This is a genomic window from Mucilaginibacter sp. KACC 22773 (assembly GCF_028736215.1).
In the GTDB taxonomy this organism is placed as follows: Bacteria; Bacteroidota; Bacteroidia; order Sphingobacteriales; family Sphingobacteriaceae; genus Mucilaginibacter.
This window is the reverse complement of the sequence record NZ_CP117883.1, coordinates 5969031-5982104: the sequence shown is the minus strand read 5'-3', so window position 1 is coordinate 5982104 and position 13074 is coordinate 5969031. Positions and strand designations below refer to the sequence as shown.

Here is a 13074-nt window from a genome sequence, read left to right as displayed (position 1 = left end):
GATTTGAGTAACCTGATAATTAATTCAATTTGATCGTCAGGTAAATAGTGAATGAATCCACGTCTTCTATGACGTTTAATTTATGTTTTTCGGGATACAGCAATTGAAGCCTTCGCTCTATATTAACCAGACCCAGTCCGCCCGGTTTAGGGCGTGAATTATTTGATACAGGTTTCGAATTCACGCATTTGAAATGTAACTCGTGTTCATGCACCGTAAAAAATAAGTGTACGTAGGATCTTCCTTCTGCATCCATGTTATGTTTAACGGCATTTTCAACGAAGATAATGAACAATAATGGCGCTATTTGAATACCGCTTAAATCACCGTTCTTGGATATTATACTTTGGAAATTGTCGCGCCTGATCTTTTCCAAATTAAGAAAGTCCTCTAAAAAATGAATGTCGGCGGTTAATAATACGGATCCTCTCGTACTATCATATAACTGGTAGCGAAGCAGATCTCCTAATTTCATGAGCACCTGCGAAGCCTTCTCCGGATCACGTTTGGTCAGCACGTTGGCATTATTCAGCATATTGAATAAAAAATGCGGGGTGATCTGGTTTTTCAATTGCTCCAGTTCGGCCTTTGCAGTGATCGATTCCAACTCATTGATGCGTCGTGAATCCACAATAAGCCGTTGAAATAATTTAATGGTGGCAGAAGACGCGATCAGCATAATGACTACAAATGCAACACTGAATAAGTTCAATTCCTGCATTTCGCTGCGTTGCGGTTCATTGAGTTCTACCGCCCATATATATTTTAATAAACCCAGCAAGATCACAATGATGCTGATGATCGCAGCAATATGAAAACAGTAGTTAAGAAAACGGTCCTTAAAAAGATACGTCGGGACCAGATAATACATGTTAAAATAAAACAGCGATAAGATCAGCAGTGCCAGTATTATATGAACGACTGCATTGATCGGCCCCGGGATCGTATTCTTCCAGGTGCTCGCAATTAGTAATAGGATCAGGATCGAATGGCGGATGATCCTGAACTTATGGTTCGTGAAAAATCGGAGAAAGAAATCGCTGAGCGAATCTGTTGTCATAAGCGCATTCATCGTATACCTATTTAAGGGACTGTTACCGTTTTAACCTGGACGTTATGGGCACTAAAATAGCCAAGTGCCCCGCCTTTAATGTTGGTGACCGGGTTAGCCGGCGCGCCATCATTACTCCTTCCGGATGCCGACTGCAGGCTGAACCAGTACAGGTAGACACCAGGATCTATTCCCTGCATTTCCACCCTGATGGAATCACCGGTTACGATGGGATGATCTTCACCTTCATCGCCGTAAACCCGGAGCTGGGTGGTTACATTGCGACCGTTGGTCAGGTTATCATTCTCCGCAAAGAGCGAACGTGTACGCCGGTTATTAACATATTGGATATAGTGAAACGAATTGCCTCTTTCCGGTGGATCTTTATACATAACGTTTGCCACCTTGCGGTCATCACCCATCAGCACCTCACTGGAAACATAAAGGCTGTCAAATTTGACGATTGCCGGTATCGAGGAAATCGCTGTAAAGGTCTGCCCGCTTACGACTACTTTTAAGGCATAGGAATGACCAGGCACCCCGGTGACCGCTGAACTTTCATAATGACCCGCCGTGATTTCATTGAGTGTTATCTCAGGACCGTTATTGTCACTAATGGTCACGGCAGCTCCGCCAACTCCGGGGAAATTATTGTCAGAACTGAAATCTTTGGTCTGCGTGATCACGACTACGGCCGGGCCGGGCTGATCTGTTACCATGCCTTCGATCACATATTTGGTATTGGCCGAATTCAGGTCGAGCTGGATCTCTTTTTCACAGGCGCTGAATAATAACAGGATGCCGGCAATTGCTATATAGATGTACTTTTTCATGTGTTAAAATTTAAAATTGTAGGCTATGGACGGGACGAAACGGAACAGGGTGGTTTGATTTACAACCGTTCGGTTCGGATCATTGTCCGCCGTTTCAAACTCTATGGTATATGGGTTTTCCCGGCCGTAAGCGTTGTACAGGCTCAGCGTAAGTTCCGATGAGTACTTCTTGGTTTGTTTCAGCTTTTTGGTGGCCCCTATGTCAAGCCGGTGATAGGCCGGCATGCGGTAGCCATTCCGCTCTGTATAATAAAAGTACACCCGGTCATTGACCGTGTATTTTCCGCTTGGAAAGGAAACTGCATTACCGGTATAATAGGTCCAGCTGGCAGAAAGCTCCCATTTAGGCGAGATCTGGTACATGCCTACTACAGCTATTTCATGCGTTCTGTCCTGGCGGGCATCATACCATTGATTATTATTGATACCAATGATCTGCTTTTCCGTCTTGGACAAAGTATAGCTTATCCATCCGGTAATTGGCCCGGTTTGCTTTTTAAGCTGCATTTCCAATCCATAGGCGCGCCCTTTACCGAAAAGCAGTTGCGATTCAATGTTATTTTGTCCGTTAAGTACATCTGCGCCGTCACGATAGTCGATCTGGTTTTGCATATTCTTATAATAGGTCTCTACGGTCAATTCATATTTTCCGGCTGAAAGGTCGCGGTAGTACCCTAGCGAGAATTGATCGGCAATTTCGGGCTTGACAATATTCGTACTTGCTATCCATTTGTCTGTAGGTGTCGCCGTCGTAGAATTAGAGATCAAATGCAGATTCTGCACATTACGGGCGTAAGAAAGTTTTACCGAAGATTGCCCGTTCAACTGGCAACTTGCGGCCGCGCGTGGCTCAAGATTCAAATAGGTTTTTACCACCTGGCCGGAACGGTAGCTAAGGGTGTCCGTCACCCGGCCATCCGGATCGATATTGAAGAAATCACCGGCACCCAAAATACTAAAAGCCGTTAGCCTCGCGCCATAGTTAATGTTGAACTTGGGCGATATTTTCCAGGTGTCAGCAATATAAGCCGCGTTCTCCCAGGAATATCTTCTTTGCAGGATAGTATTGTTGTAGCTTGACCTGTCCGAGGCCGTTACCTCTCCGGGCCTGACTGTATGGTGGATCGCATTTACACCTATGCGCAGCTCGTGATCAGGATATAAATACCATTGTAGTTCATGTTTAATGTTGAAGTCACGAATCTGCGAGAACAGGTTAACATCATTTACACCCTGCTGTACCTGGATGTTATAGTCATAATTGCTGTAGATCAGTGAAGTATTGGCAAACAGTCTGTTGTTATAAGAATGACTCCAGCGCAGTGTGGATGCCGTATTACCCCAGTTCACTAAAAAGTTATTGGTAATACCTAATCTGTCAGACCCGTTATACAATGAAAAGTACAGCTTATCTTTTTTGCCCAGATCATAGGTGATCTTTGCATTGATATCATAGAAGTAAATGGTATTGCGGTTAATGGTTGAATCTCCTGACAGCCTTAAAAAAGCATCGACATAAGTACGCCGCCCTGAGATCAGGAAGGATGACTTTCCTTTTTGTATCGGGCCCTCCACATTAAGCCGGGAAGAGATGAGGCCGATCCCACCGGCAACATGAAAGTCCTGGTTGTCTCCATCGTTCATTTTTACATCAATAACAGATGACAACCTGCCCCCGTATTGTGCCGGCATTCCTCCCTTGTATACGGCAAGATCTTTGATCGCATCGGAATTAAAAGTGGAAAAGAACCCGAACACATGGGAGGCATTATAAATAGGGGCATCATCTAACAGGATCAGGTTTTGATCAGCTGCACCGCCTCGGACATACAGGCCACTGTTCCCGTCGCCCGCGGATTTGATACCTGGAAGAAGCTGAATGGTTTTTAAAACGTCCCGCTCACCCATAAACACCGGTATCTTGTTCATTTGCTTAACCGAAAGTTTTTCGACACCCATCTGCGGGTTTTCAAGGCTTCGCCTGTTCGAATTAGCGAATATGGTTACTTCGTCCAGTTTCTTATCATCTGCGGGCAGACCGACGTTTATTACCGTATCTGCTTTTAGGGAAACCTGAACGGATGTGGATTGCAAGCCAACAGCACTGAACCGTATTTGAAAGTTGCCTTTCGGTAAGCTGATGGAATAGTAACCGTTGCGGTTAGACACCGCACCAATGTTACCCGCCATTACTGTGGCAGATTCGACACCTTCGGCTTTTTCGCCCGAAGTGATCGTTCCGCTGATCGTGACTTTTTTTTGCGCCTGCGCGGCAAGCACCGAAAGTAGAAAAATGAGTATGTGTATTGATTTTCGCATCGCTTGTTAAATAGTGAAGCTCAAATCTATCAGTAGTGGAAAGTTGCACAGGAGTTATTATACCAAACCAAGTGTTAATTATAGCAAAGCAGGTATTTGGCCCCTAAAAATCTAATTCAATATTTATTTATTCAACAAAGAAACATGGTGATTTTCCTTCAACCCTACCGGACTTGAAAAATTGTGGCATTGGCGATGACAGGTTTTACATGACGGTTTTTCGGATGTGCCCGGATCACATGAATGTGTTGTCAACCCTTTGATCCTGATCTTCTGCTGCCCAACATATAGTGTTTGATGATCGAACAGGATAGTATGGTCGATATTGATAATATGTGTAGGGCTTATCTTTTGGAATTTTGCCGGAAGAAAGGTTTGGATATGGCTGAGATTCATATTGGTTATCAGCTTTTCGTTTTCCAGGTGTAAGACTGCGGAACTGCCCACCTGTTCAATGTAGGTGATATCCTTGAAAAAAATCTTTAGGTAACTAATGTCTCTCAACGCATAAAAAAAATCTTCTCCTGCCAGGTCTATTCTTAATACGCCCTGACTGTCATTTGCCATATGATCAGGTAAGCCCTTATCCATGCACTTTCGATAATATATTCCTCGGAATTTTTCCGGAAAGGATATTAACTGTCTCAACTTAGCATGTTCGCTGTAGCTGTTCAATGTGCCGGTACAGATGATTAAGGTACCTGCAGGAATGGAATCGGCGAGTACAAGGTCTGCGGTTCCCGGACTTTTCTTGTCTAATATAAGCAAGTCCACGACCACGCATTTCATAAAAGCGACTGCTTCCTTAACGCTACAAAGGGCCGTGAGTAATTTGAAACCCGGCCTTTCTTCAATTAACAATTCGAGCGACTTCCTCTCCCTGCTGTTTTCTGAAACAATAATGCAATTCATAATCTGATGATTTGTGTTTTTAGGCGTTACGCTCTAATTTATAGCAGAATAGAACAGCAGGGTCAGGAATTATACGAAACTACCCAATAACTATAGCAAGCACCCTTTGCCTTATACAAACACAATTCCTAAAAGCTAAGCTAGCGGAGCTGATATATAAAAAATAATGTCATACAGGCCACAGCGGTTTAAAAATGATCTCCTATAGGTTACAGGTTAATTCGTATAATTAATCGGGCATTTGGTATAATCAAAATGATCTCTATCTGTCATCGGGTTACTTTCGTGCCATAGTTGAAAACAAACAACATGGAAAAAGTCTTGATATTCAACCGGCGGAAATGCACAGCTGTAAGGCTGATACTGGGGACGTTAATTATGGCAACTGCAATAGCAATACTGAACCAGGGTACTCAACGGAACCTGTTTGACAGCTTTTCCTTCTTTAGCAATACCAGAATTACAACCGCCCATTATTTTTTGCACTTGTTTGGCGTAATTATGTTTTGTGCCGCGTTGCCACTTCTTTCAAACAGTTACGTCCGCTGGGTTAATACCATCATGATCGTTGTCCTGGGTGCTTATATTCTGCTGGGTCTGCTCATGCCTGATTTGGTCAGCTTGATTTCCGGCATACTGCTTTTTTTGCTCAATGTCTGGTTAAAACGTCTTTATGCACGTGATGGAAAGCCTCAGTTTGACCGGGCCGTGTAAACTAATTGCTAAAGGACGATCTATTAAATTTTTCACGAGTAATGTTAAAAAATATAAAGTCCTGCTTATCCTGAAATACTATGTATCTCGCCAGGATAAAGCAGGCACAAATTGCCGTAGCTTGACGTTCGGCTTGACAAAATTCAGCCAACAGCTTTGTCATACAATTTTTCAAGAATCACAACATTTTACTTCAGGGAAGGCGACGTTTGCTTTTTCTTTCCTTTCGGACCTCAATGTACAATGCTATGCCCATGATGATACCCGCTTCTAAAGTGTAGTAAATCGTCAATTCCAACAAGTCATTCATAACAAGTCATCAATTAAATTTAAAACTGTTATCGCCTATTCAATTGTGCGGTGCTGAGCTATGTGCCTTTTTGCCTGACCGTGAAATCTCCACATCAGCGGTGTCAATGATAATGTGGTTGGATAAGCCTGCGGGCCTTTCCGTTTGTGGCGGGAAACGCCCTCAGGTACTAGATCCGCTATAAGGGTTTACTGATGCGTATGTTATTGGAAGTATATAAGTAATCATTATCATCGATGATGATTGCTGCGATATCTTTCATTTGGTTAACCATATCCAACCCGGCATAAACCCCCATAATCGTAACCGGAGTGGCCATAGCATCGGCGAGTTCTGCATTGGAGGTGATGATGGTCACACTTTTAATCCCCGTCACCGGCAGGCCGGTGCGGGGATTTATTGTATGGGAGTATTTCTTTCCATCTATGGTAATAAACTTTTCATAATTACCGGAGGTGGCCACGGCCAGGCCAGAAATATCTAAATAGGAAAAGACCTGGTCAGAGAAATCGGGATTCACTACGCCAATGGTCCATTTTCTGCCATCTGGTTGAAGGCCCCACGCGGTAAGATCACCTGAAGCGTTTACCACGCCGCTGGTAACACCCTGTGCTATCATAATTTGTTTAGCACGTTCTGCCGCATAGCCCTTACCAATACCTCCAAAACCAATGCGCATGCCCTGCTCTTTTAGAAAGATGGTACACGGGCCATCATCTAAAACAATGTTCCGAAAGTTGATGAGACGAACCATTTTTTTAGCGGTCTGCTCATCCGGCAAGGTGGTCATCTGCTGATCAAAATTCCATAAACGCTTATCTATCGACCCATAGGTAATGTCGAAAGCGCCCTGGGTAAGATTTGATATGCTGATCGAGCGTTTGACGAGATCAAAAGTTTCGCGGCTTACTTCCACCGGACAGATTCCCGCCGCGTCATTCACCCGATTGGTCTCACTGTCATCGCTGAACGTGGTCAGCAATTTTTCGATCCTCCTGATCTCGTCTACGCCCGCGTTTATTTGCTCATGCGCCCGTTTTTCGTTATCGCCAACGACACTTAGCTCAAATCGGTTACCCATCAGTTTCAGGGCTTGCTTAAAGGTCTGATGATCGGCCATGATGACTCTATTTAAATCCAAGATTGATTGAGAACACGTCGGATACCAGTACAGTGTTTTGGGAATAATGGCCGTACCTCAATTCCAGGTCATGCAAACCCTTCCAGCCAAGCACACCATTCGGAGGTGCTATCCTTAAACCGGCCCCCACAAAATGACTGTTCAGCTTGGCATAATCGTAATTACTGGTATAAAATTCCTGGGAAGGAGCAGCTGCGGCATATGGAGCAAAATACTTCGAGGCATTCTGTGTGTAATACCGGTAAAATGGAGATATGGAAAAGAACGGCGAAAATTTATAGACCACTTCCAGGTTAGCGGTATGTGCCCTTGTTCCCCAATTATCCGAAAAATAGCGGTAATAGGAACGAAGAATGATATTGTCGCCTGCAAAATAGTTCGCCCGGAAACCTAACGGTATCTTAAACCTGGATGAGGGCAGCTTTTCCATGGCCACCTGTCCGTTGGAAAGGTAAACGCGGTGAAAAGGCAGGCTCAACAAACCATTTTGACGAACGAGGTCAGCCAGAAAGGCGATCTGTAGCCTTGGGTTAATGACCTGGCTGTAGCCGAATGAAGCTGTATAGGTTCTTCGTGGGGATGTTCCAAAATTATTGGCGTCACCAAATGCTCCAGGCGCACTTCCCTCGGGAGGTACAGTACCAGCCGGGACAAATTCCGAAGGATAGATCAAGGTCACCCTGTCGAAATACCCTTGTAATTTTACACTGAATTCGCCATTTCTGTTGTCGGTTTTAAGTGCATAATGCACATCTCCACCTACTGATTTGTAATTATATTCATTAGACAAATAAGCGCCCACGCCAAATACATTCCCTGTTTTCTTGCTCTCAACCGACCAGTCTATCGACGGATATATTCTCCTGCCGGTTTTGCGGGATGCCCCTGTGGCAGAAACGAATGCCTGGGATGCCGATGAATGATAGTCAATACCCAGCCCGAGCGTCAACGTATTTTTGTTATCATTCCGATTTGTGCGGACAAAATTCAGGGTGATGCCGCCCAAAATATCGGTCACTTCCTGGCTGCCGATACCTCCGGTAACCGGAGAGTGAATCCCGGTCTGACTGTAATAGCTGGATACAAAATCGATCTCCTCCAAATGGAACTTTCGGGGATTGAAATGAGAAGTATCCTGTTTAGGCGATTGACCGATGGTGTACGGCGTTTTATAATTAAAGTTATCCTTGCCGGCCTGGGCGAAGGCATCCGGCCGGCAAAGCATAGCAAAGCCGAGAGCGGTTAAATAGATTTTTTTCATCTTTCTGCTTTTTAATTAATTCTGTTAATTACAGCCGCAGCCGCCACCGGTCTTTCCGGCATTTGCTCCAGACCCGGCTTCGCGGTAGGATTGAAAATTCAGTTCGTTTTTTTCTGTCCTCCGGTTGCTTAATGCCATTTCTGTATCATTGATCCGGTTTTTTTGATACTCCTTAACATTCGCACAGGAAGCGCAGGAAAACGCCAGCAAACCGCCGGCAGTGACTTTGATGATGAGTTTTTTCATAATGTATCGTTTAGTGTTTGTTGCTTTGACTATCCTTGATGGCTGAGATTTGTGCTGTGAACTGTTCCGGTGACAAGTCGGGAAAACCATCCCATTTTTTTAGAACCTTTCCGTCAGCATCAATCAGCAATGTCAGCGGAAACGCTCCATTGGGGTTATATTTATCTGCCAGGGCCTCGTTAAGCCTGGTCTGTTCTTTGTTCAGCCGGTTCTTTTTTAACCTGGGAAAATCAGCACGGAGCAGAACCAGGTTATCCGCCGCATAGGAAGTGAATTTTTCGGATTCAAGTATCTCCTTCCTAAGCCGGATACAGGGGATACACCAGTCGGAGCCGGCGAAGTTAACCAGGATGAGTTTATGAGATTTTTGGGCTTCCGTTTTTGCAATGTCGATGTTGCCCAGCCATTCAACAGCCGGTAGTTGAAACGCGAGTAATAGGATCAATAATTTCATGATATTAAATTTGGTATCTGCTGAATCTAAAGTATGCTCGGCAATGACACCGGTTTTGATATTTCGACGAAAGCCATTATAAATTATAGCAAATAGGCTTTTTGGCCTGTTTATAATTGAACAGATGACCACAGCATTTGAAAATATTATAGAAAGTATGTTGGAAATTGGGTGAGCTGCAGTGTTAAGACGCAGGTAAAACGGCTTTCTAATAATGGATACGAAAAGTGTATCAATTATAAATGTCCCGGAGGAAGGCCTGTAAATAGCGTTCGCATTTGGAAAGACTTGTCCGAAAAAGGCAAGTCAAGATTCATAACGACTTTGACTATTAACCACCAGGGAAGAATGAATACCGGAAAATGCTGTAAAATGATTGAAATTCTCAAACATCGGATTGTTTTTGTCAATTGAAACTCCGGCGCCGTGATCTATTTTTGAGATGTGACCTAAAAGTCAATTAGACAATGAAAAACTTAAATATCCTGACACGAGCTTTTACCGCAATTTCCTTAATTCTATTAACATCATGTACCATGGGACAGACTCAAAATTCCAAACCAACAGAATCAGATGCAGATAAAATAATTGGGGCATGGAGAAGTGCAGCCAGGGATTCTGAAATGGAAATCTACAAATCCGGTAATTTGTATTATGCAAAAATGCTGGCAGGCTGGGGCAACGACATGTACGAATCAGATGGCAAAACACTGGCGAAGGACAACAAAAATCCAGATGCCAAACTGCGGAACCGGCCGCTTTTGAATTTGGTATTTATTACAGATATCAATTATAAAAACGGAGCATATACAGGCGGTAAATTATATCTGGCAAAAGATGGTGAAATGCTAAAATGTGATATGAAATTTGAAGGGGAGAAATTAACCATGAAGTGGTACTCTGACAATCAACTTTTTGGACCGACAAAAAAAATATGGTCGAGAATTAAATAACCCGTATTGTCTGAAATATAGCATGAGCAAGCCAGTTATTAGATAGGTGCATTTACATTTGTTTACATTTGCAATGCTTAAACATGGAAAATGGACTTTGAGCAACTTCAAAAACAAATAGATTTCATACACGAAATTGATAAGGTAAAATACATACAACGTAAGACACGCCTTTTCAATAGTGATCGTGCAGAAAATGACGCGGAGCATAGCTGGCACCTTGCGTTAATGGCTTTGATATTATCAGGGCACCGCAATGAAGATATTGATCTTTTAAAGGTTATAAAGATGTTGTTGATCCATGATCTGGTGGAGATCGATGCCGGTGATATTTTCTTATATGAAACGACAACAAGCCACACAAATACTGTAGCGGAACTAGCAGCGGCTAAACGAATCTTTGGCATTCTGCCAGAGAATCAGGCTCAAGAACTTATTCAGATTTGGGAAGAATTTGAAGCAGGCGAAAGCGCTGAGTCAAAGTTCGCCCGGGCAATGGATCGATTTGAACCACTTTTACAGAATAGGTCGAATAAAGGAGGTACCTGGAAAGAGTTTAACGTGCCTTACCATAAAGTCATTGAGAAAAAAAGCATCATTAAAGCAGGATCTAATGTTTTGTGGAATACGCCAAAAAGCTACTTGACAATTGTGTGAAAGAGGGTGTTTTATTAAAGGATATTACTAAATAACTCAAAGGTTACTTATCGGATCTGAAGCATTGATGCAACTTATAATGTATTTAATTAAAGGAATTCCGAAAGACTAATGGTGAGAGGTTGGTTTTATTCTTGAAAAGCTTGTTGAATGATTGGGGATATTCAAAACCTAATTGATAAGCTATTTCGCTTACCGGTAATTTGGTAGTACTCAGTTTTTCTTTTGCCCTGTTGATGATAAATTCATGAATGTGTTGCTGTGTTGTTTGACCGGTCAGGTTTCGTAGCATATCGCTCAAATAATCTGCGGACACATTCAAGCTTCCTGCCACATATTGCACAGTTGGAAGAGTTTTTATTTCTCCTTCCCTGTAATAAGTCATTAAAAGAGTTTCCATTTTTGAAAGGATATCGATGTTTTCGCTCTTTCGGGTAATAAATTGCCTTGCATAAAATCGGTTACAGTAATTAAGTAACAATTCGATGTGTGATACCATCACATCCTGACTGAACGTGTCAATCGAATGCGCATATTCCTGTGCTATACTTTTAAAAATACCGATAACCATGTCTTCTTCTTTTTCGGAAAGATGCAGCGCTTCGTTAAATGCATACGAGAAAAACCCGAAATTTTTTATGGTTTTACCCAAAGGATAATGAGCAATAAATGATGGATGAAATAGGAGACAATAGCCCTCTGTCGGACTATCATCGGTTGTTGCGGATAATAATTGATTGGGCGAAATAAAAGACATGACACCCTCATCAAAATCATAATAGTTCTGGCCATATTTCAACTTCCCTTTAAAATTTCTTTTGAGGGCGACGCAAAAGAAATTCATGATAAACGCATTTGACAGTTCTTCAGTATTATATTTAATGTCTTCGTACCGGAATACACTGATCAGTGGATGCTGGGGCTTCGGCAATGAAAGTAGCCGATGCTGTTCAGAGATAGAATTGATCACGTACGGCCCTGTTTCTTTTTTCATTTCATTAGTTTATAAGGCCGGAAATATCAATTATACATTCCCGGCCTGTAGTATTTATTGATCTATCGCCTGCATGCTGAATGCATCGTAGCGGTCGCCCGTTTTAGTCCCCAAGGGAACAATTGCTTCCAGTCTGTCCATTTCCAATGCTGTTAATTCGATGGATGCGGCAGCTATATTCTGTTCCAGGTACTTAATCCTTTTTGTGCCCGGGATAGGAATATGCCCCTTTGCTATAACCCATGCTATGGCTAATTGTGATATACTGATCTGTTTTTCTTCCGCTAGTTTCGAAATTTCCCTGACCAAGGCTAAATTCTTATCAAATTGTTCACCCTGGAACTTCGGAAACAATTTCCTAAAATCATTTTCATTAAAGTCATCAGCACCTTTGATATTACCGGTAAGAAAACCACGGCTCAAGGGAGAATAAGCAACAAACCCAATACCTAATTCTTTCAAAGTATCTAAAATGCCTGCTTCTTCCACAGAACGTTCAAATAAGGAATACTCCGTTTCAATAGCGGTGATAGGGTGTACAGCATGTGCTCTCCGGATAGTTGAGGAAGAAACTTCTGAAAGTCCGATGTATCCTATTTTTCCTTCCTGAACTAGTTCAGCCATAGCGCTAACTGTTTCTTCTATGGGCGTGTTCGGATCAAGGCGGTGCAGGTAATAGAGATCAATGAAGTCGGTACCTAAATTCTTAAGTGAACGCTCAATGGCATTTTTCACATAGGCTTTTGTTCCATTGTATGCCCAGGTCATCGTGCCCTCATCCGTTATTTCGTAACCGAACTTAGAGGCGATAATGTAGGCATCCCTGTTCCCTTTAATCGCTTTGGCAATCAGCCTTTCGTTATCGAAAGGCCCGTAGATATCTGCCGTGTCTAACAGGTTACTGCCCAGCTCTAATGAACGGTGGATGGTCGCGATGGATTCTGCTTCATTAGCCGACCCGTAAACTTCAAACTCGCCATTCTTGGTCATGCCCATTGTTCCTAGCCCAATGGCAGGAACTGCAAGCCCCTGGCTGCCTAATTTTATTTTTTTTATATTTTCCATTTGATTGATGTTTTATTTCAAATACAAATGTCCCATATTAAGATATCTATAAAGTATCCAAATCCGGGAAACACTTGTTCAAAAAAGGTGGCTCATGTTTCCAGTGAACTCCAGGTATTCGGATTGTTTTTTGGTTAGGCTAAAACTAAAATTGCCTCAACATT

Annotated in this window: 13 protein-coding genes; 3 read left to right on the top strand and 10 right to left on the bottom strand. The window is 42.8% G+C overall.

Translation table 11 applies throughout. The features are described 5' to 3' along the window. Window positions 1-19 precede the first annotated feature (19 nt). The 4 genes from PQ469_RS24805 to PQ469_RS24790 all read right to left on the bottom strand — a co-directional run bounded on the left by PQ469_RS24805 (window position 20) and on the right by PQ469_RS24790 (window position 5115). Window positions 20-871, bottom strand: a complete 852-nt coding sequence (locus PQ469_RS24805; protein ID WP_274210066.1) for a sensor histidine kinase — start codon at window positions 869-871, stop codon at window positions 20-22. A 212-nt stretch (window positions 872-1083) separates the two neighbouring features. Further along, entirely contained in the window at window positions 1084-1884 is an 801-nt protein-coding gene (locus PQ469_RS24800) for a DUF4249 domain-containing protein (protein ID WP_274210065.1), read from the bottom strand. A 3-nt stretch (window positions 1885-1887) separates the two neighbouring features. Then, window positions 1888-4203 carry a TonB-dependent receptor gene (locus PQ469_RS24795; RefSeq protein WP_274210064.1) on the bottom strand — a complete coding sequence of 772 codons (2316 nt, stop codon included), beginning with the start codon at window positions 4201-4203 and terminating at the stop codon, window positions 1888-1890. Between the two features lie 123 nt (window positions 4204-4326). Continuing rightward, entirely contained in the window at window positions 4327-5115 is a 789-nt protein-coding gene (locus PQ469_RS24790; protein WP_274210063.1) for a LytR/AlgR family response regulator transcription factor, read from the bottom strand. 378 nt (window positions 5116-5493) lie between these two features. Between PQ469_RS24790 and PQ469_RS24785 the strand changes: the two genes are divergently transcribed. Next, window positions 5494-5829, top strand: a complete 336-nt coding sequence (locus PQ469_RS24785; RefSeq protein ID WP_274210062.1) for a hypothetical protein — start codon at window positions 5494-5496, stop codon at window positions 5827-5829. Window positions 5830-6317: 488 nt separating this feature from the next. On the opposite strand, the gene PQ469_RS24780 is transcribed toward PQ469_RS24785, so the two are convergent. The 4 genes from PQ469_RS24780 to PQ469_RS24765 are packed head-to-tail and all read right to left on the bottom strand — an operon-like array spanning window position 6318 to window position 9241. Continuing rightward, window positions 6318-7259 carry an FAD:protein FMN transferase gene (locus tag PQ469_RS24780; RefSeq protein ID WP_274210061.1) on the bottom strand — a complete coding sequence of 314 codons (942 nt, stop codon included), beginning with the start codon at window positions 7257-7259 and terminating at the stop codon, window positions 6318-6320. A 7-nt stretch (window positions 7260-7266) separates the two neighbouring features. Continuing rightward, the gene (locus PQ469_RS24775; RefSeq protein WP_274210060.1) at window positions 7267-8541 is read right to left on the bottom strand and encodes a DUF3570 domain-containing protein; all 1275 of its coding nucleotides are present in this window, start codon (window positions 8539-8541) and stop codon (window positions 7267-7269) included. 24 nt (window positions 8542-8565) lie between these two features. Continuing rightward, window positions 8566-8787 carry a DUF4266 domain-containing protein gene (locus tag PQ469_RS24770; RefSeq protein ID WP_274210059.1) on the bottom strand — a complete coding sequence of 74 codons (222 nt, stop codon included), beginning with the start codon at window positions 8785-8787 and terminating at the stop codon, window positions 8566-8568. A gap of 10 nt (window positions 8788-8797) precedes the next feature. Next, a complete protein-coding gene (locus tag PQ469_RS24765) occupies window positions 8798-9241 on the bottom strand; it encodes a thioredoxin family protein (protein WP_274210058.1) in 444 nt (147 codons plus the stop codon). Window positions 9242-9708: 467 nt separating this feature from the next. Between PQ469_RS24765 and PQ469_RS24760 the strand changes: the two genes are divergently transcribed. After that, entirely contained in the window at window positions 9709-10194 is a 486-nt protein-coding gene (locus PQ469_RS24760) for a DUF2147 domain-containing protein (protein ID WP_274210057.1), read from the top strand. A gap of 90 nt (window positions 10195-10284) precedes the next feature. After that, window positions 10285-10851 (top strand): HD domain-containing protein, encoded by a 567-nt coding sequence (locus PQ469_RS24755; RefSeq protein WP_274210056.1) that lies wholly within the window; start codon window positions 10285-10287, stop codon window positions 10849-10851. An 85-nt stretch (window positions 10852-10936) separates the two neighbouring features. Here PQ469_RS24755 and PQ469_RS24750 read toward each other — a convergent pair whose 3' ends face one another. Both PQ469_RS24750 and PQ469_RS24745 read right to left on the bottom strand, forming a co-directional pair. Beyond that, a complete protein-coding gene (locus PQ469_RS24750; protein ID WP_274210055.1) occupies window positions 10937-11845 on the bottom strand; it encodes a helix-turn-helix domain-containing protein in 909 nt (302 codons plus the stop codon). 54 nt (window positions 11846-11899) lie between these two features. Beyond that, complete coding sequence (locus PQ469_RS24745) at window positions 11900-12910, bottom strand: aldo/keto reductase (RefSeq protein WP_274210054.1); 1011 nt, start codon at window positions 12908-12910, stop codon at window positions 11900-11902. Between the last annotated feature and the right edge of the window lie 164 nt (window positions 12911-13074).